Here is a 17,888-nt window from a genome sequence, read left to right as displayed (position 1 = left end):
TGAGAAATTCTGGTGCTTTCGGGCGACTTGAAGGCTCCAGCGTTCGACTAATGGACAGTGGGTTATATCAGTTGCGGAAAAGAAGCTAAGCCGGTGATAGTCTGAGACTAATTCTGCGATCGAGTGAAACGATAACGCTATTGGTGAGGAGTAAGCCCTGATGTCTCTCGTGCTATACGACCTTAGTGGCAAAGACGATGCACTGCGGTTTTCACCCTATTGCTGGCGAGTGAAGCTGGCGCTGGCGCACAAAGGGCTCGAGGTCGAAACGCGACCTTGGCACTTCGTTGACAAGAAAGCACTGGCTTTTTCTGGTCAGGGGGCCGTGCCAGTGCTGGTGGACGGTGATGACGTCGTCTGCGACAGCTATGCAATCATGCGCTACCTTGATCGCACCTACCCAGACGCGCCGCTGTTCGGTGACGAGCACGCCGAGGCCAGGGCGCGTTTCTTCAAGTTCTACGCCGAGCGTTCGCTGGCACCGGCGATACTGCGCACCATCATCATGGACCTGCTCAACGCCCTGCACCCCGGCGACCGGGAATACTTTCGCGAGACCCGCGAAAAACGTTTCGGGCGCAGCCTCGAGGACTTTCATTCGCCGAGCCGTGGCCTGAGTCAGTTGGATGCGGCCTTGGAACCACTGCGTGGCCGGCTCGCTGAAGCCGACTTCATCGATGGCGAGGCCCCGGCTGCTGCCGACTATCTGGTATTTGCCACCTTTATGTGGGCGCGGGTGGTGTCGGCGGCGGACTTGGTCTCCAACGCTGATCCGGTCTACGCCTGGCTCGAGCGCATGCTCGACCTGAACGGCGGCATGTGCCGCGCGGCGCCACGCGTGGTCGATCTCCCCGACGGCTACCGCTGACGCTGAATCCGCGGTGAACATGGCACTAGCTGTGCGCGCTGCCAAAGACTCGATGGCCCGCTTAGCGGGCCATCTGCATTTATATCCTTGATGGTCCAGGGCGCCGGCGTTAGACCAATGTCTAGCTGAGCGCGACTTTCGCTGTGCTGATATGACTACCATACTAGTCATATCAGATAGTCGGACGCAGGTTTCGGCGGAGACGAAACGCTTATGAACACCACCCTCAAGACGCTCTGGCACGAGACCAACGCCGCCGAGTCGGTGCGCCAGCGGCTTTATCAGGTACTGCGCCAGTCGATCATTCACATGGTGCTGGCGCCGGGGCAGGCGCTGTCGGAAAAGGAGATTGCCGATACCTTCAACGTCAGCCGTCAGCCGGTGCGCGAGGCGTTCATTCGCCTCTCCGAGGCGGGGCTGGTGGAGGTGCGCCCCCAGCGTGGCACCTATGTGGTGAAGATCTCCCAGCGGGCGGTGCTGGAGGCGCGCTTCGTGCGCGAGGCGATCGAGGTCGCGGTGGTGCGCAGCGCCGCCGCCAAGGGGTTGCCTCGGGCCGATCTGGCCGAACTGCACGAACTGCTCGACCGCCAGCGGCGCTGTGTCGATCCCCACGACTTCGATCGTTTTTACCGACTCGACGAGGATTTCCACCGCACTCTGGCGCTGGCCGTCGGTCAGCAGGCGGCATGGAAGGTGACCCAGGAGGTCAAGGCGCAGTTCGACCGGGTGCGCTATCTCAGCGTGCCTGACACCACGCCGATACCGCGCCTGATCGAGCAGCATGCGGCGATCGTGGCAGCCATTGAGGCCTGCGATATGGAAGGCGCGGAGCAGGCCATGCGGCTACATCAGAGTGAAATACTGAAATCGCTCCCGGCGTTGGTGCAGCGCTTTCCTGAAATGTTCGAGGGAGCTCCGGCTCAGAGTGATTACGACGGGCAACACGCATTTGGCTAACGCAACAATCACAATACGCACGCCACTTCAGGAGATTCTCATGAAAATGTCAGTCCTCGCCTCGGCCGTCGTCGTGGCCGTGACCAGTAACATGGCTCATGCATCGTATCAGCTCAATCTCTCGTCGGCGCTGAGCTCCCAGGACCCGGTAGTGCTGGCCATGGAGAGTGCCAGGCAGGCCATCGAGGAGCGCTCCGACGGTGAGCTCACTATCCAGGTGTTCCCCAACAGCCAGCTCGGTTCCGACGAAGACGTGGTGGAACAGATCCGCAGCGGGGCCAATATCGCCATCCTGATCGATGCCGGACGGCTCTCCGAGTATCAGCCGGAACTGGGCATTCTCAGCGCGCCTTACCTGGTGGAAGACCACAGCGACTATGCACAGATCACCTCCTCCGACCTTTACCTTGGGTGGGTCGAGAGCCTGGCCGACGACAGCGGACTGCGGCTGCTGAACTACAACTGGTTCCAGGGCTCGCGTCAGATGCTGACCCAGAACCCGGTCGAGTCGCCGGACGACCTGCGTGGCGTTCGCGTACGCACCATCAACTCGCCGGTGTGGGTCAAGACCATCGAGTCCATGGGGGCCACGCCCACGCCGCTGCCCTGGTCCGAGGTTTACTCTGCGCTGCAGCTGGGCTCCATCGACGGAGCCGAGGCGCAGCTGACTGCGGCCGAAGGCCAGAACCTGCACGAAGTCATCAGCCACATCGCCCTGACTAGCCATATCCATCTCATGACCGGGATCGCCACCTCCGAGCAGTGGTACCAGTCGCTGCCCGAAGAGCTGCAAGTGATCCTGACCGAGGAACTCACCCGGGCCGGGGAAGAAGCCAGTCAGTCCACCGTCGATGCCCAGGATGCCGTGCGCGAGCGCATGGAGGCGCAGGGCGTGACCTTCACCGAGGTGGATGTCGAGGTGTTCCGCCAGCGCGTCGATGGCGTCTATGCGGACCTCGGCTATGACGAGTACCGCGAGCAGCTGGTCTCGGGTGAGTAAGGGGGGAGGACGTCCCATGTGGCGTTGGTATGATCGAATCGAGGAGTGGCTGGCTATCATATTGCTGGCCGGCACTTCCCTGACCATGCTGGCCAGCTCCACGGCCCGGGCACTGGGGCAGCCCTTCGCCGGCGGCGCCGAGCTGGCCCAGTTCCTGTTCATCTGGACCGCCGTGCTGGGCGCGGATATCACGCTACGTCGCGGCGGACAGGTGCGCATCGATGCCTTGGCGGTTCGTTTGCCGCTGCCGCTGCAGCGTCTGGTGACCGGTTTCTGCTTGATGTTGATGCTGCTCTTCCTGGCCCTCCTGGTGCGGCATGGTTTTCCGCTGGCACTTTCCAACTGGCAGCGCCCCATGGGCGTCGCCGGCCTGAGCTATGGCTATATCACCCTGGCCTTGCCGGTCGGTGCGACGCTGATGATGGTCTCGCTGATTCGCCGCGTCATCGACCAAGGCATTATCGGCAGCCTTGTGGCCGATGACGAGATCGTGGAGGAGACGCTATGACCGCTGCCCTGCTGCTTGGGCTGGGCCTGCTGTTGATGGCGATTGGCATGCCCGTTGCGTTTGCGATCGGCATTGCGGGGTTTACCTATTTCTTTCTCCCCGGCACCTTTCTCCCGGTCAATATCGGCCCGCAGCGTATCGTCTCTGCCACCCAGTCCTTCCCGCTGCTGGCGGTGCCGCTGTTCATCTTCATCGGCCACCTGATGAATGCCAGCGGCATCACGCCAAGGCTCATGCGCCTCTCCACGCTGCTGGCGGGCTGGATGAGCGGCGGGCTGGCCCAGGCCAGCATCGTACTCAGCACGCTCATGGGCGGCGTGTCCGGCTCGGCGGTCGCCGACGCCGCCATGCAGTCCCGGGTGCTGGGGCAGGGCATGATCAAGGGGGGATACAGCCCCGGCTTCTCGGGGGCCGTGCTCTCCATCGGTGGCCTGATCACCGCCACCATCCCGCCGAGCATCGGCCTGATCCTGTACGGCTATCTCGGCGAGGTGTCGATCGGGCGGCTCTTCATCGCCGGCCTGGTGCCCGGCTTCCTGCTGATGGTGGCGCTGATGGTGACCACCTACTTCGTCGCCAAGAAGCGTGGTTATACCCCGGTGCGGGAGGGCTTGCCCACCGGGCGCGAGGTGCTCAAGGCCGCACGCGCAAGCGTCTGGGCGCTGCTGTTCCCGGTCTGGTTGCTGGTGGGGATTCGCTACGGCCTGTTCACGCCCTCCGAGGCGGGTGCCTTCGCCGTCGCCTATGCGCTGGTGGTGGGCTGTGTCATTCACCGTGAGATGGGGGTGAAGGAGATCCTGGCGGCAATGCATGCCAGCGTGCGCGACATCGGCATGATCATGCTGATCATCATGTTCTCGGGGATCATCGGCTACGTCGTCTCCTTCGAGCGGGTGCCGCAGACCATCGCTGAACTGACGCTGGGCGTCTTTGCCAGCCAGACGGCGCTGCTGCTGACCCTGGCGGTACTGCTCGTCTGCCTCGGCATGCTGCTTGAAGCCACCGTGGTGGTCATGCTGCTGACACCGATCCTGGTACCGGTGATCAAGGCGGCGGGCATCGATCCGGTGCACTTCGGCCTGCTGATGATGACCCTGGTTACCTTCGGCGGCATGACACCGCCGGTGGGCATCTCCATGTACACCGTGTGCGGCATCCTGCGCTGCTCCTTCATCGACTACAGCCGTGAGCTGGTGCCGTTTGCATTGGCCGTTTTCGTGGTGGTGCTGGGCATCATTTTGTTCCCTGACATCGTGCTGTTCCTGCCCAACTTGCTGATGGGGTGAATATGCTCAAGTCCAACGACGACGGAGTTTGTCATGCCCTTTAATGATCGGATCGACTTCATGGGCTCGGATTTCCTGCTCGAGAACGAACCGGCGCGCCGGCTCTACCACGAGCATGCCGCCGCCATGCCGATCTGCGACTACCACTCGCACCTGAGCCCGGTGGAGATCGCCGATGACGTGCGGTTCGATAACCTCACCCAGCTGTGGCTCAAGGGCGACCATTACAAATGGCGCGCGATGCGCTGCGCGGGTATCGAGGAGCACCGCATCACCGGCGCTGTGAGCGACCGCGAGCGCTTCCAGGCCTGGGCGGAAACCGTCCCGGACTGTCTCGGCAACCCGCTCTATCACTGGACGCATCTGGAGCTGCGCCATCCGCTGGGTATCGAGAACCTGCTGCTCTCGCCGACCACCGCCGACGAGATCTGGACCACGGCCCGTGAACGGCTGGCCACGCCGTCATTGAGCGCCCAGGGAATCCTGGAACGTTTCAAGGTGCGCACGGTGTGCACCACCGACGATCCGGTCGATTCGCTGGCGCTTCATGGTCGTCACGCCAAGAGCGGGGCGGGGCCGGCCATGCTGCCGACCTTCCGCGCCGATAGCGTGCTCAAGATCGAGCAGCCCGGCTTCGTCGACTATCTGGATGTACTCGAACAGGCGAGTGGCGTCCCGATCCGACGCTTCGACGATCTGCTCGCCGCGCTGGCCCAGCGTCTTGATCACTTCGCCGCCCACGGCTGCTGTCTCTCCGACCACAGTCTGGAAGAGCCGGTGTTCGTTTCGCCGCCGAGCGTGGCCGAACTGGACCGGCTGCTCGATCGCCGCCGCCGCGGCGAAGCGCTCTCTGGCGAGGAGAGCGGCGGCTTCACCACCGCGGTGCTGCTGTGGCTGGGGCGCGAGTACGCCCGCCGCGGCTGGGTGATGCAGCTGCACCTGGGGGCGCTGCGCAGCCTGAGCCAGCGTGGCCAGATCGAGATTGGTCCCAACAGCGGCTTCGATGCCATTGGCGATGTCACCTACGCCGAACCGCTGGCGGCGATTCTCGATGCCCTCGACCGCGGGCGGGTGCTGCCGCGCACCGTGGTCTACAACCTCAACCCGCGCGACAACGAGATGCTGGCGAGCCTGGTCGGCTCGTTTTCGAGCGACGGCATTCCCGGCAAGCTGCAGTTCGGCGCCGCCTGGTGGTTCAACGACCAGCGCGACGGCATCGAGCGCCAGCTCATCACCCAGATGAACTTCGGCCTGCTGCGTCACTTCGTCGGCATGCTCACCGATTCGCGCAGCCTGCTGTCGTTCTCCCGCCACGACTACTTCCGCCGCATCTTCTGCCAGATGCTCGGCGCGCAGGTCCAGCGGGGCGAGCTGCCGAACGATCTCGATCGCATCGGCGAGCTGGTGCGTGCAGTTTGCTACGACAACGTGCAGCGCTACCTCTTCGAGCGTTGAACCTTTTCCTTTTGCAACGGAATCGCCATGAAGATCAGTGATGCCTATCTCATCGTCAGCTCGCCGGGTCGTAACTTCGTCACCCTCAAGATCGTCACCGAGTCGGGCACCTACGGGATCGGCGATGCCACCCTCAACGGCCGGGAAATGGCGGTGGTCGCCTATCTCGAGGAGCACGTGCTGCCCGCCCTGATCGGCCGCGATGCCAGCCGCATCGAGGATATCTGGCACTACCTCTATCGCGGCGCCTACTGGCGGCGCGGCCCGGTAACCATGGCGGCGATTTCGGCCGTCGACCTGGCGCTGTGGGATATCAAGGCCAAGGCCGCCGACATGCCGCTCTATCAGCTGTTGGGCGGCAAGAGCCGCGAGCGGGTGATGACCTATGCCCACTGCACCGGGCGCGATATCGAGGGCTGCCTTGCCGAGGTCGAGCGGCACATTGCCCTGGGCTATCGCGCGGTGCGGGTCCAGGCCGGGGTGCCGGGGATTGCGACCATCTACGGCGTGGCCAAGCGCGAAGGCGAGCGCTACGAGCCCGCCGACGCCGAGCTGCCCGCCGAGCACGTGTGGAGCACCGAAAAGTACCTCAACCACGTGCCCAAGCTGTTTGCCGCGGTGCGCGAGCGCTTCGGCGACGACATCCACTTGCTGCACGACGTGCATCACCGGCTGACGCCCATCGAGGCGGCGCGGCTGGGCAAGGCGGTGGAGCCCTACCACCTGTTCTGGCTGGAGGACTGCGTGCCGGCCGAGAACCAGGAGAGCTTCCGGCTGATTCGCCAGCACACCACCACGCCGCTGGCGGTGGGGGAGGTGTTCAACTCGATCCACGACTACCGCGAGCTGCTCGAGAACCAGTGGATCGACTACATCCGTACGCCGCTCTCCCACGGTGGCGGTATCACCCACGTGCGGCGCATCGCCGACCTGGCCGGGCTCTATCACGTGCGCACCGGCTTCCATGGGCCGACGGACCTGTCGCCGGTGTGCCTGGGCGCGGCCGTGCATTTCGATACCTGGGTGCCCAACTTCGGCATCCAGGAGCACATGCCCCACACGCCGGAGACCGACGCGGTCTTCCCCCACGACTATCGCTTCGAGGATGGCCACTTCCTGGTCGGCGAGTCGCCGGGGCACGGCGTCGATATCGACGAGTCGCGGGCCGCCCAATACCCCTACAAGCGTGCCAGCCTGCCGGTCAACCGGCTCGAGGACGGCACCCTCTGGCACTGGTGAGGAGAGCAACATGAAAGCATTCCAGGTCAATGCGCCGCTGGACTACCGGATCGCCGACGTTGAGGCACCCCAGGCGGCGCCGGGCGAGGTGTTGGTGAAGGTGGCCTTCGCCGGTATCTGCGGGTCGGACATGCATATCATCCATGGCGACAACGCCTTCGTGCGCTTTCCGCGCATCACCGGGCACGAGTTCGCCGGGATCGTCGAGGCGGTGGGCGAGGGCGTCGAGAACGTCGACATCGGCGAGCGGGTGTGCGTCGACCCGGTGGTCAGCTGCGGGCACTGCTACCCGTGCCGCATCGGGCGGCCCAATGTGTGTACCGCCATGCAAGTGATCGGCGTGCATCGCGACGGCGGCTTCGAGGAGCGCGTCAACGTGCCGGCGGCCAATCTGCATCGCTTACCGGCGCACCTGGGGCTGGATCTCGCCGCCCTGGTCGAGCCCTACAGCATCGCCGCCAACGTGCTCGACCGCATGCAGCCGCAGCCGGGCGACCGGCTGCTGGTCTACGGCGCCGGGGTGATTGGCCTGACCGTGCTGCAGATGGCCCGGGCCAAGGGCATCGAGGAGGTGATCGTCAGCGACGTCATCGACGAGCGCCTGGCCACGGCCCGCGAGCTGGGCGCACGGCATACCCTGCATGGCAGCCGCGACGACGTCGAGGCCGAGGTCATGCGCCTCACCGACGGCGAGGGCGTGCCGCTGATCGCCGATGCTGCCTGCGTGCCGGCGCTGCTGCCGCAGATGCTGCGCCTGGCCTCGGCGGCGGGGCGCATCGGCCTGCTCGGTTTCAATCCCACCCCCAGCGACCTGGTGCAGCTGGAGGTGATCAAGAAGGAGCTGACCCTGGTCGGCTCACGACTCAACAATCGCAAGTTTCCGGAGGTGCTCGAGCTGCTCGCATCCGGGGCACTCGACGCGGCGGCGCTGGTCAGCCACCGGCTGCCGTTCGACGAGATGCCATCGGCCATCGAGATGCTCGACCACCATCCAGAAAGGGCCCGCAAGGTACTGATCGAGATCGGTGCCTGACGGCCAATTGGCATACGCCATTCGTACCTTGATGCACAGCAATCACAACTCACAACCCGTTCGTGCAGGAGTCAACGCCATGATCAAGCAAGTCGTTACCGGTGCCGTACTCGGCGCCGCCCTGATCGCAAGCCAGGCGGCGGTGGCCGCCGACTTCACGCTGCGCTTCGGCCACCTGGCCAATGAGCAGAACATCTGGCACCAGGCCGCCGAGAAGTTCAAGGATGAGGTCGAGGCCAACTCCGACGGCCGTATCGAAGTCCGCCTCTATCCCAATGAGCAGCTCGGCAGCGAGATGGATGTGATCAACAGCATCCAGCTGGGGACCGCCGAGATGACCATCACCGGCGAGAGCCTGCAGAACTGGGCGCCCAAGGCGGCGATGATGGCGGTGCCCTATGCGTTCCGCGACGCCGAACACTTGCATGCCGCGGTGAGCGGCGAGATCGGTGCGGAGATCGAAGAACAGATCATCGAACGGGCCAACCTGGTACCGCTGGCGTGGTTCGAGCGCGGTCCCCGCGAGCTGACCTCCAACCGCCCCATCGAGCATCCCGATGACCTCGACGGCATGCGCCTGCGGGTGCCCAACGTGCCGCTGTTCGTCGATACCTGGGAGGCGCTGGGGGCGCGGCCGACGCCGATGGCCTTCAGCGAGGTGTTCACCGCCCTGCAGCAGAACACCATCCAGGCCCAGGAGAACCCGCTGAGCCTGATCGAGAGCGCCAGTTTCTACGAGGTGCAGGACTACGTGAACCTCACCGGCCATGTGCGCAGCTGGATCTATGTGGTGATCGGCCAGGATGCCCTGAACCAGATGCCCGATGACCTCCAGCAGGTGGTGCGGGACGCTGCTGCCAGTATGCAGGACTACCAGGCGGAGCTGTTCGTCGAGGACCAGGAGCGCCTCGAGGAGGCCCTGCGCGAGCGCGGTATGGAGTTCGTCGAAGTGGATATCGAGGCCTTCGCCGAGCGCGCGCGTCCGGCGGTCGAAGAGGCACTGGACGACGAGCAGCGGGCGCTGTTCGAGGCCATCCAGGACCTGTAAGCCAGGCGGGCGGGCAGCTGCTGCCCGCCTCGTCTTACCGGAGTCGCAAGCATGACGACATCTGATCCCCAGGCGCTCGAAAAAGAAGCGATCGAGCGCCTCGATACGCTAGCCTCGGTGCCCACCCTGGGAGGCCCGCTGGGGCGTGTAATCGGCTGGATCGACACGCTGTTTCTAGGGCTGGCGGTGACGGCCCTGGTGGCCATCGCCATCACCGTGCTGCTGCAGATATCCGGCCGGCTGTTCCTGCCGTTCCCGATGGCCTGGACCGAGGAGCTGTCGCGCTATCTGTTCGTCTACATGGTGGCGCTCTCGGCGGGGGTGGTGCTGCGCCGTAACCGCAACGTCAACGTCGAACTGTTTCATCACTGCCTCGGGCCGCGTGCCCGGGCCGGCTATCAGGTCCTGGTGTGCCTGCTGATCGGCGGCTTCGCCTGGACCGTGCTGCCCTATGCCTGGCTGTACGCCCAGAACGGCGCCTGGCAGACCTCGCCGACCCTCAGGGTCCCCATGCTCTATATCTTCTTCTCCACCGTGGTGATGTTCACCCTGCTGCTGGGCTATAGCGTGCTCGGCTGCATCGAGGGTCTCATCGCCATGCTGCGTCCCAAGGAGCGTCGCTGATGGAAGTGCTCGTCCTGTTCGGGGTCTTCCTGGTGCTGCTGGTGATCGGTCTACCGATCGCCTTCGCCCTGGGACTCGCCTCGCTGGCCTATCTGTTGCTGGAAGGCATCTCGCTGACCATCGTGCCGCAGCGCATGTACGCCGGCATCGATACCTTCGTGCTGCTGTGCATTCCCGGCTTCGTGCTGGCCGGCAACCTGATGAACGTGGGTAACATCACCGAGCATATTGTGCGTTTCGCCAATGCCCTGCTAGGGCACATCCGCGGCGGCCTGGGCCTGGCCAACGTCGGCGGTTCGATGATCTTCGGTGGCATCTCGGGTACCGCGGTGGCCGACTCGGCGAGCATCGGTTCGGTGATGATTCCCGGCATGGCCCGCTCCGGCTACGACAAGCCGTTTGCCGCCGCGGTCACTGCCGCCTCCTCCACGGTGGGGCCGATCATTCCCCCCAGCGTGCCGATGATCATTGCCGGGTCGCTGTCCGGCGTCTCGGTGGGGCGGATGTTCCTGGCTGGTGCCATCCCCGGGCTGCTGCTGGGCCTGGCGATGATGATCACGGTCTATATCCTCGCCGTGCGGCGTGGCTATCCCAGGGGCGAGCGGGCCACCTTCATGGAGCTGCTGCGCGAGGGACGCACCGCCTTCTGGGCGCTGCTGATGACGGTGATCATCCTCTACGGCATCATCGGCGGCTTCTTTACGCCCACCGAGGCCTCCATCGTCGCCAGCCTGTATGCGCTGGTGGTCGGCATGTACGTCTACAAGGGGCTCTCGTGGCGCAAGCTGCCGGGGATTCTCAGCGACACGGTGCTGACCTCCTCGGCGCTGCTGCTGCTGGTGGGGCTGGCCAACCTGTTCGGCTGGATCCTGACCAGCGAGCAGGTGCCGCAGATGATCGCTGCGCTGATCCTGTCGATCAGCGAGAACCCGATCATCGTGATCCTGATTCTCAACCTCATCCTGCTGTTCGTCGGCGCCTTCATGGAGACCATCGCTGCGCTGATCATCCTGTTCCCGGCGCTGCTCGGGGTGGCCACCGGGGTCGGCGTCGACCCGGTGCACTTCGCGGTCATCGCGGTGCTCAACCTGATGATCGGCCTGACCACGCCGCCGGTGGGGGTGTGTCTGTTCGTGGTGGCGGGCATCGGCAAGCTGCCGATGCTCACCGTGGCGCGAGCCATCGTGCCGTTTCTGCTCTGCAATATCGGCGTACTGCTGCTGGTCTCCTATGTGCCGGCGGTGTCGCTGTGGCTGCCGACCCTGATCATGGGCGAATGACCCACCATAAGGAGGGATGATGTCCATCACCCGCTATCCCGCCGCGTCGCGTCGCGCTGCCATCGGCATCGTGCATCTCGGCCTGGGGGCCTTTCATCGCGCCCACCAGGCGGTCTATCTGGAACGCTACCGCCAGCGCAGCGGCGATGATGCCTGGGGTATCTGCAGCGCCAACCTGCGCGGCAATGTGGCCCTGGTGGACGGCCTGGCCGCGGCCGGCCATCGCTACCATGTCGCCGAGTACACCGACAGTGAGAACGTCGCCCTACGCGAGATCGGCACCATCGAGGAGACGCTGTTCTCCGGCCGCGACGCCGGGGGGCAGTGGGGGCGCGACCTGGATGCCCTGCTTGAACGCATGGCCGCGTCCGAGACGCGCATCGTCACCCTGACCGTCACCGAGAAGGGCTACTTTCTCAACCCGGCCAGCGGCGAGCTGCTCAGCGACGATCCGATGATCGCCGCCGATATCGCTGAGCCCTCGAGACCCCGCACGGCGCCAGGCATGCTGGTGGAGGCGCTGGCGCGGCGGCGTGCCCAGGGCGTCGCGCCCTTTACGGTGCTGTGCTGCGACAACATGCCGGACAACGGCCGGCGCACCCGCAACGCCGTGGTCCAGCTCGCCGCGCGGCGCGACCCCGAGCTGGCGACGTGGATCGAGCGCGAGGTGGCCTTCCCCTGCAGCATGGTCGACCGCATCGTGCCGGCGATGACCGAGCGCGATGCCGCCCGGCTTGCCGAACTGGGCGTGGCCGATGCCCAGGCGGTGGCCTGCGAGGCCTTCAGCCAGTGGGTGGTGGAGGACAGCTTTCCCCAGGGCCGGCCCTACTGGGAGGCCGACGGGGTAGAGATGGTCGATGACGTCGCGCCGTTCGAGACCATGAAGCTGCGCCTGCTCAACGGCAGCCACTCGCTGCTCGCCTATCTTGGCGCGCTGGATGGCATCGCAACGGTCGCCGAGGCGGTGGCCCGCGACGACCTGCGCGCCCTGCTGCACCACTACATGCATCGCGAGGCGGCGCCGACCCTGAGCCTGCCGGCGGGCACTGACCTGAGCGGCTATGCCGCCTCGCTGTTGGCGCGTTTCGGCAACGACAGCCTGCAGCATCGCCTGCAGCAGATCGCCATGGACGGCAGCCAGAAGCTGCCCCAGCGCTGGCTGCAGGGCGCCGTGGCGCAGCGCCAGGCAGGGGCGGCGCTACCCGCGACGGCGCTGGGCCTGGCGGCCTGGATCCGCTATGCCGCCGGCCACGACCTGCGGGGCAATCGCGTCGAGGTCAGCGACCCGCTGGCGGCGCGCTTTGCCGACTGCCATGCCCGCCATGGCGGCGATCCTGCGGCACTGATTGATGCCTTCATGGCCATGGACGACGTCGTGCCGCCGGCCCTGGCCGCCGACGCGGCGTTCGCCGCCGACGTGCTCGACGCTTATCGCCGCCTGACCGATGATGGCCTCGCCGCGGCGTTGGCCCGCGTGACACACGCCTGACAGCAAGGAGACCCTATGCAGCATACCTGGCGCTGGTTCGGCCCCACGGACCCCATCCGCCTCGACGAGATCCGCCAGACCGGTGCCACCGGCATCGTCACCGCGCTGCACGAGATCGCCAATGGCGAGGTGTGGCCGCATCAGGCGATCGCCGAGCGCAAGGCGCTGATCGAGGCCGCCGGGCTGACCTGGTCGGTGGTCGAGAGCGTGCCGGTGCACGAGGCGATCAAGCAGGGGCTGGCGGCGCGCGACGAGCTGATTGCCAACTACTGCCAGACTCTGCGCAACCTGGCGGCCTGCGGCATCGACACCGTCTGCTACAACTTCATGCCGGTGCTGGACTGGACCCGCACCGACTTGCGCTATCGCCTGCCCGATGGGGCTCTGGCGCTGCGCTTCGACCAGGTCGCCTTCGCCGCCTTCGATCTGTACCTGCTGGCGCGCCCCTGGGCCGAGAGCGACTACAGCGAAGAGGAGCAGCGCGAGGCTCGGAACTATCTCGACACCCTAGGCCAGGCCGACCGCGACACCCTGGTCGATACCCTGATCGCCGGCCTGCCCGGCGCCGAGGAGGGCTACACCTTGGCCCAGTTTCGTGAGGTGTTGACGGCCTACGCCGGGATCGACGCCGGCCGCCTGCGCGAGCACCTGGGGTATTTCCTGCGCGCGGTGATACCCGTGGCCGAGGAGGTGGGCATCCGCATGGCGATCCATCCCGATGATCCACCGCGGCCGATGCTGGGCTTGCCGCGGGTGGTCTCCACCGCCGAGGACGCCCAGTGGGTCCTCGATGCCGTGCCCAGCCCGGCCAACGGCCTGACGCTGTGCAGCGGCTCCTACGGCGTGCGCGGCGACAACGACCTGGCCGACATGGCGCGTCGCTTCGGCCCGCAGATCCACTTCGTCCACCTGCGCTCGACCCGGCGCGAGACGCCGGATCCGCGCTCCTTCCACGAGGCGCCGCACCTCGACGGCGATGTCGACATGGTGGCGGTGATCCAGGCGCTGGTGGCGGAGGAGCGGCGTCGTGAACGCGAGGGTGGGGCGCGCCTGCCGCTGCGCCCCGACCATGGCCACCAGCTCCTCGACGACCAGCAGCGCGCCACGGCCCCGGGTTACCCCCTCTACGGTCGGCTGCGCGGCCTGGCCGAGCTGCGCGGCGTGGAGCTGGCGGTGCGCCAACTGACGCGCTGACTCAGGCGCGCAGCGGACTCAGCTCGGCCACCGCCGCGGGCAGCTCGCTGGCGTGGTGGATGGCGATGGCGCCGGCGGGAGTGGTCTCGGCGTCGGGGAAGCGGTTGAGGTGAATCACCTGCATGCCGGCCTCGAGGCCGGCAGCCACGCCTACCGCGGCGTCGTCGATCACCACGCAGCGCGACGGCGGGTAGCCCATGCTGGCGGCGGCCTGCAGAAAAAGACCCGGGTCCGGTTTCCACACCTCGAGGGTGTAGGCGCTGAACAGCCGCTCCTCGAAATGATGGCTGAAACCCACGCTCTCCATCGCGCAGCGAATCTTGGCCTCGGGGCCGTTGGAGACCACCGCCTTGGGGTGGGCGTCCAGTGCCGCCAGGGCGTCGGCCATGCCGGCGATGGGCATCAGCTCGGCGCGCATGCGCCGCTCCATCAGGGCGCGCATATCCTGCTCCAGACGCTCGCGGCGCGCGGCGTCGAGGGCGCCGTGGCGCTGTTCGAGGGCGAGCACGATGGTCAGGAAGCGGACGCCGCGAAACGTCTGCATATACTGGCGCGGCGTGAAGGGCAGCCCGAAGCGCGGCAGCACCTCGGCCATGACCTCGGCGAGCAATATCTCGCTGTCGACCAGGGTGCCGTCGGAATCGAACAGCAGGCAGAGCGGGGTAGTCATGCAAATGTCTCCGGATGCGTGGCGATAAGGGCCTCGAGTTGCTGGCGATCGGGCAGCCCTTCCATGTCGCCGATAACCTTGACCGCCTCGGCGCCGAGCAGGTTGCCGCGCAGCACGGCCTGGCGCGGATCGAGCCCGTCGAGCAGGGCGCTGATCACGCCGACGGCAAAGGCGTCGCCAGCGCCCACGGTATCGACCACCTCGGCCACCGCGAAGCCGGGCACGCTGAGGCTCTGTTCGCGGCCGCCGAGCGTGCCGCGATAGTAGCCGCCCTGGGGGCCCAGTTTTATGACAACCGCCTTGGCACCGCGCTCGAGGTAGAAGTCGGCGATGCCCTCGGGAGATTCCTGTCCGGTCAGCCGCCGCCCCTCGGCGAGGCCGGGCAGCACCCAGTCGGCCTGGGCGGCGAGGCGATTGAGGGTGTCACGCATCTCCTCTTCGCTGTGCCACAAGCTGGGGCGCAGGTTGGGATCGAAGGAGATGCTCGCACCGGCCGCGCGGGCCTGGGTCAGCAGGTGGTGGGAGAGCTCCCGGGCGCTGGACGAGAGGGCGGGAGGAATGCCGGTGGCGTGGAGGTGCCTGAGGGCGCTGAGGTCGAGGTCATTGGCGTCGTCGCAAGACAGCTGACTTGCCGCACTGCCGCGGCGGAAGTAGCTGACCCGTGGATCCTGGCCATCCTCCGCGCGCTCCTTGAACAGCAGGCCGGTGGGGTTGGCGGCGTCGCTGACCAGATGGCGGCAATCCAGCCCTTCCTGCTCCAGGGTACGGCGGATGAACTCGCCGAAGCCGTCGTTACCGACGCGGCTCAGCCAGGCGACGCCGAAGCCGAGCCTGGCCAGGCCAATGGCGACATTGGTATCGGCGCCGGCGATCCTGCGCCGGAAGCGCTCGACCTCGGCCAGCGGCCCCGGTGTCTCGGCGACGAACATGGTCATGGCCTCACCGAAGGTGAGGATCTCGGGAGTGCTGTGGCTCGTCATGGGTACGTCGTCTCCGCGTGAGTCAGCGGCCAGGGGAGGGCGCTGGTGGTGACTGGAATGGCGTGCTGGCCGCGGTCGAGCCTCTCGCCATCAGCGTCGGGGAGTGCTGGATGTCGTCGATGGCGCGGGCGGGGTCGGCGAGGCGCTTTAGCAAGCACGCGACCGCGCTGTGGCCGATGGCCGCGGTGGGCTGGGCAAGGGTGGTAATGCCGGGCTCGACCAGCCCACACCAGTCGAGCTCATCGATCCCCATCAAGCCAGTGGCGCCAGGGCGAATCGCCAGGGCGTGGAAGGCACGGGTGGCGGCCAGGGTCATGTTGCCGTTGGCACATAGCACGGCTTTTGGCGCCGCGGCCGGGCGCTGGATGAACGCGCTGAGCGCGGCCTTCAGTGACTCGTCGGCGCAGTCCGGCGCCTGGCAGTGGACCTCACCGTGCAGCCCTCGCGGTGCCAGGCCGTGGCGGAAGCTCGCCAGGCGCTGTTCGCGGGAGCTGACCCGGGCTGCTGGCTCGCTGAGATAGAACACCTCGCGGTAGCCCTGTGCGGCCAGGTGGTCGAGGGCCATCTCGATGGCCAGGCGGTTATCGAGCCCCACGACATCGGCACGTGCGTGGTCGAGGCGGCGGTCGAGCAGTACCGTGGGGATGTTCTGGGCGTCGAGTGCCGGCTGGCGGCTGCCGGTCGGGTTGATCACCAGGCCCTCGACCCGGTAGGCGTTGAGCATCTCGAGGTGCGCGCGCTCCTGGGCGGGGTCGTTATCGGTATTGCACAGCATCAGCGAGTAGCCGTGCTGGCGACACGCCTGCTCGACGCCGTGCATGACGGCGACCGAGAAAGGATTGCGGATATCGGCCACCAGCATGCCGATCAGCCGCGAATGACCGCCCTTGAGGCCGCGAGCCATGCGGTTGGGTGAAAACCCCAGCTGTTCGGCTGCCGTGGCAATGCGCTCCTGCAGCGCCGCCGACAGCCTCTCGCGCTCGTCGCCAAAGTAGCGCGACACGCTGGTCTTGGAGGCGCCGGCGGCGCTGGCGACGTCATGCAGGGTGGGGGCGCGATCGGCCATGCGTGATGCTGTCCAAGGTAGAATGGTAACGTTCCCATCCTAGCCCTTCCTGGTCGCCTCGGCAAACCGCCCGGCGCCACACACCACCAAGGCGCTATGGTAGAGGCCGGCATTGATGGGGTATCAATGGGACGTCATAGGCCGAGTCCCAAGAGGAGAGATGAAATGGCGATCTATCGCTACGATGGCATGACCCCCGAGGTGCACGCCGACAGCTACGTGGCCGAAACCGCGGATGTGATGGGCCGGGTGGCGCTGCACAAGGGCAGCAGCGTGTGGTACCAGGCGGTGCTGCGCGGCGACAACGAGCTGATCGAGATCGGCGAGGGCAGCAACGTGCAGGAGGGGGCGGTGCTGCACACCGACCCGGGCTACCCGCTGACGGTGGGCAAGCGGGTCACTGTGGGCCACCAGGCGATGCTGCACGGCTGCAGCGTTGGCGACGGCGCGCTGATCGGCATTCAGGCGGTGGTGCTCAACGGTGCCAAGATCGGCAAGAACTGCCTGGTCGGCGCTGGGGCGGTGGTCACCGAAGGCAAGGAGTTTCCCGACAACTCGCTGATCCTCGGTGCGCCGGCCAGGGTGGTGAAGACCTTGAGCGACGAGGCCATCGCTGCCATGCAGAAGGGCGCCGACAAATACGTCGAGCGTGGCCGGGTGCACCGCGAGACCCTGGAGCGGATCGACTGAGAAAATCTCCGCCATCGATGTTGCACTGCACAAAATGCTCTGCTATGTTGCACTGCAACGAAGGACGAAAAGCCTTCGCTCCCGAAACCTACGGAGGTGTCCAATGAGCAACGCAACTATCGATCAAGCCACTCAGCAGTTCGAATCCATGTTCTTCGGCCCGGCCCGTGCCTATGCGGCACTGAGCCTCGACTACGCCGAAAAGCTGCTGAACACCCAGTACGAAGCGGTCAAGGCCTATAGCGACGTCAGCATGAGCCAGGCACGCGCCATGCTCGACATCAAGGATGCAGAAGGTCTGCGTACTTACGTCGAAGGCCAGCAGAAAGTGGCCAAAGAGCTGTCCGAGCGCGTCAAGGGCGATGCAGAGAAAGTCGTCGCGCTGAACCAGGATTTCGTTCAGCAAGGCCAGAAGCTGGCTGAAGAGAACATCCAGACCGCGTCCAAGGCTGCCAGCAAGGCCGCCAAGTAACGCTCGACTCGCGCCATACGGCGTCGTGT

18 protein-coding genes are annotated in these 17,888 nt (G+C 66.0%); 15 read left to right on the top strand and 3 right to left on the bottom strand.

Annotated features, from left to right (window positions below):
• The first annotated feature begins 160 nt into the window (after window positions 1–160).
• The 13 genes from QC821_RS14460 to uxuA all read left to right on the top strand — a co-directional run bounded on the left by QC821_RS14460 (window position 161) and on the right by uxuA (window position 13,981).
• Window positions 161–868 (top strand): glutathione S-transferase N-terminal domain-containing protein, encoded by a 708-nt coding sequence (locus QC821_RS14460; RefSeq protein WP_309722883.1) that lies wholly within the window; start codon window positions 161–163, stop codon window positions 866–868.
• A 213-nt stretch (window positions 869–1,081) separates the two neighbouring features.
• A complete protein-coding gene (locus QC821_RS14455; RefSeq protein ID WP_309722880.1) occupies window positions 1,082–1,825 on the top strand; it encodes a GntR family transcriptional regulator in 744 nt (247 codons plus the stop codon).
• A 40-nt stretch (window positions 1,826–1,865) separates the two neighbouring features.
• Window positions 1,866–2,825: a C4-dicarboxylate TRAP transporter substrate-binding protein gene (locus QC821_RS14450; RefSeq protein ID WP_309722877.1), complete on the top strand. Its 960-nt coding sequence runs from the start codon at window positions 1,866–1,868 to the stop codon at window positions 2,823–2,825.
• A gap of 16 nt (window positions 2,826–2,841) precedes the next feature.
• Entirely contained in the window at window positions 2,842–3,333 is a 492-nt protein-coding gene (locus QC821_RS14445) for a TRAP transporter small permease (protein ID WP_309722874.1), read from the top strand.
• Window positions 3,330–4,619, top strand: coding sequence for a TRAP transporter large permease (locus QC821_RS14440; protein ID WP_309722871.1), 1,290 nt, complete (start codon window positions 3,330–3,332; stop codon window positions 4,617–4,619). Before QC821_RS14445 ends, QC821_RS14440 begins: the two co-directional genes overlap by 4 nt.
• A 33-nt stretch (window positions 4,620–4,652) precedes the next feature.
• Entirely contained in the window at window positions 4,653–6,074 is a 1,422-nt protein-coding gene (gene uxaC, locus QC821_RS14435) for a glucuronate isomerase (RefSeq protein ID WP_309722868.1), read from the top strand.
• Between the two features lie 27 nt (window positions 6,075–6,101).
• A complete protein-coding gene (gene manD / locus QC821_RS14430; protein WP_309722865.1) occupies window positions 6,102–7,313 on the top strand; it encodes a D-mannonate dehydratase ManD in 1,212 nt (403 codons plus the stop codon).
• Window positions 7,314–7,323: 10 nt separating this feature from the next.
• Window positions 7,324–8,346, top strand: coding sequence for a Zn-dependent oxidoreductase (locus QC821_RS14425; RefSeq protein WP_309722861.1), 1,023 nt, complete (start codon window positions 7,324–7,326; stop codon window positions 8,344–8,346).
• 79 nt (window positions 8,347–8,425) lie between these two features.
• Window positions 8,426–9,394, top strand: coding sequence for a TRAP transporter substrate-binding protein (locus QC821_RS14420; RefSeq protein ID WP_309722858.1), 969 nt, complete (start codon window positions 8,426–8,428; stop codon window positions 9,392–9,394).
• A gap of 51 nt (window positions 9,395–9,445) precedes the next feature.
• Complete coding sequence (locus QC821_RS14415; RefSeq protein WP_309722855.1) at window positions 9,446–10,018, top strand: TRAP transporter small permease; 573 nt, start codon at window positions 9,446–9,448, stop codon at window positions 10,016–10,018.
• Window positions 10,018–11,298, top strand: a complete 1,281-nt coding sequence (locus QC821_RS14410) for a TRAP transporter large permease (protein ID WP_309722852.1) — start codon at window positions 10,018–10,020, stop codon at window positions 11,296–11,298. The genes QC821_RS14415 and QC821_RS14410 overlap by 1 nt, the downstream gene beginning before the upstream one ends.
• Window positions 11,299–11,317: 19 nt before the next feature.
• The gene (locus QC821_RS14405) at window positions 11,318–12,787 is read left to right on the top strand and encodes a mannitol dehydrogenase family protein (RefSeq protein WP_422720119.1); all 1,470 of its coding nucleotides are present in this window, start codon (window positions 11,318–11,320) and stop codon (window positions 12,785–12,787) included.
• A 15-nt stretch (window positions 12,788–12,802) separates the two neighbouring features.
• Window positions 12,803–13,981, top strand: a complete 1,179-nt coding sequence (uxuA, locus tag QC821_RS14400) for a mannonate dehydratase (RefSeq protein ID WP_309722846.1) — start codon at window positions 12,803–12,805, stop codon at window positions 13,979–13,981.
• 1 nt (window position 13,982) lies between these two features.
• On the opposite strand, the gene QC821_RS14395 is transcribed toward uxuA, so the two are convergent.
• Genes QC821_RS14395 through QC821_RS14385 form a run of 3 tightly spaced genes read right to left on the bottom strand, consistent with a single transcriptional unit; the run spans window position 13,983 to window position 16,697 of the window.
• Entirely contained in the window at window positions 13,983–14,651 is a 669-nt protein-coding gene (locus tag QC821_RS14395) for an HAD-IA family hydrolase (RefSeq protein ID WP_309722845.1), read from the bottom strand.
• Window positions 14,648–15,631 carry a sugar kinase gene (locus QC821_RS14390; protein WP_309722842.1) on the bottom strand — a complete coding sequence of 328 codons (984 nt, stop codon included), beginning with the start codon at window positions 15,629–15,631 and terminating at the stop codon, window positions 14,648–14,650. The genes QC821_RS14395 and QC821_RS14390 overlap by 4 nt, the downstream gene beginning before the upstream one ends.
• 22 nt (window positions 15,632–15,653) lie before the next feature.
• Complete coding sequence (locus tag QC821_RS14385) at window positions 15,654–16,697, bottom strand: LacI family DNA-binding transcriptional regulator (RefSeq protein WP_309722838.1); 1,044 nt, start codon at window positions 16,695–16,697, stop codon at window positions 15,654–15,656.
• Window positions 16,698–16,862: 165 nt separating this feature from the next.
• On the opposite strand from QC821_RS14385, the gene QC821_RS14380 reads away from it, so the two are divergent.
• Both QC821_RS14380 and QC821_RS14375 read left to right on the top strand, forming a co-directional pair.
• Complete coding sequence (locus tag QC821_RS14380) at window positions 16,863–17,387, top strand: gamma carbonic anhydrase family protein (RefSeq protein WP_076748962.1); 525 nt, start codon at window positions 16,863–16,865, stop codon at window positions 17,385–17,387.
• A 103-nt stretch (window positions 17,388–17,490) separates the two neighbouring features.
• A complete protein-coding gene (locus QC821_RS14375) occupies window positions 17,491–17,859 on the top strand; it encodes a phasin family protein (RefSeq protein ID WP_076748961.1) in 369 nt (122 codons plus the stop codon).
• Window positions 17,860–17,888: the final 29 nt, after the last annotated feature.

It is taken from the genome of Franzmannia qiaohouensis (assembly GCF_031451695.1).
GTDB lineage: Bacteria > Pseudomonadota > Gammaproteobacteria > Pseudomonadales > Halomonadaceae > Franzmannia > Franzmannia qiaohouensis.
This window is presented reverse-complemented; position numbering and strand designations above follow the sequence as displayed.

Bases quoted from the DNA above. Each gene is read 5' to 3' on its own strand.
- QC821_RS14390 (WP_309722842.1), bottom strand. From the start codon at position 15,631: ATGACGAGCCACAGCACTCCCGAGATCCTCACCTTCGGTGAGGCCATG.
- QC821_RS14450 (WP_309722877.1), top strand. From the start codon at position 1,866: ATGAAAATGTCAGTCCTCGCCTCGGCCGTCGTCGTGGCCGTGACCAGT.
- QC821_RS14460 (WP_309722883.1), top strand. From the start codon at position 161: ATGTCTCTCGTGCTATACGACCTTAGTGGCAAAGACGATGCACTGCGG.
- QC821_RS14405 (WP_422720119.1), top strand. From the start codon at position 11,318: ATGTCCATCACCCGCTATCCCGCCGCGTCGCGTCGCGCTGCCATCGGC.
- QC821_RS14415 (WP_309722855.1), top strand. From the start codon at position 9,446: ATGACGACATCTGATCCCCAGGCGCTCGAAAAAGAAGCGATCGAGCGC.
- QC821_RS14425 (WP_309722861.1), top strand. From the start codon at position 7,324: ATGAAAGCATTCCAGGTCAATGCGCCGCTGGACTACCGGATCGCCGAC.
- QC821_RS14440 (WP_309722871.1), top strand. From the start codon at position 3,330: ATGACCGCTGCCCTGCTGCTTGGGCTGGGCCTGCTGTTGATGGCGATT.
- QC821_RS14410 (WP_309722852.1), top strand. From the start codon at position 10,018: ATGGAAGTGCTCGTCCTGTTCGGGGTCTTCCTGGTGCTGCTGGTGATC.
- QC821_RS14445 (WP_309722874.1), top strand. From the start codon at position 2,842: ATGTGGCGTTGGTATGATCGAATCGAGGAGTGGCTGGCTATCATATTG.
- manD (WP_309722865.1), top strand. From the start codon at position 6,102: ATGAAGATCAGTGATGCCTATCTCATCGTCAGCTCGCCGGGTCGTAAC.
- uxaC (WP_309722868.1), top strand. From the start codon at position 4,653: ATGCCCTTTAATGATCGGATCGACTTCATGGGCTCGGATTTCCTGCTC.
- QC821_RS14420 (WP_309722858.1), top strand. From the start codon at position 8,426: ATGATCAAGCAAGTCGTTACCGGTGCCGTACTCGGCGCCGCCCTGATC.
- uxuA (WP_309722846.1), top strand. From the start codon at position 12,803: ATGCAGCATACCTGGCGCTGGTTCGGCCCCACGGACCCCATCCGCCTC.
- QC821_RS14385 (WP_309722838.1), bottom strand. From the start codon at position 16,697: ATGGCCGATCGCGCCCCCACCCTGCATGACGTCGCCAGCGCCGCCGGC.
- QC821_RS14395 (WP_309722845.1), bottom strand. From the start codon at position 14,651: ATGACTACCCCGCTCTGCCTGCTGTTCGATTCCGACGGCACCCTGGTC.
- QC821_RS14375 (WP_076748961.1), top strand. From the start codon at position 17,491: ATGAGCAACGCAACTATCGATCAAGCCACTCAGCAGTTCGAATCCATG.
- QC821_RS14380 (WP_076748962.1), top strand. From the start codon at position 16,863: ATGGCGATCTATCGCTACGATGGCATGACCCCCGAGGTGCACGCCGAC.
- QC821_RS14455 (WP_309722880.1), top strand. From the start codon at position 1,082: ATGAACACCACCCTCAAGACGCTCTGGCACGAGACCAACGCCGCCGAG.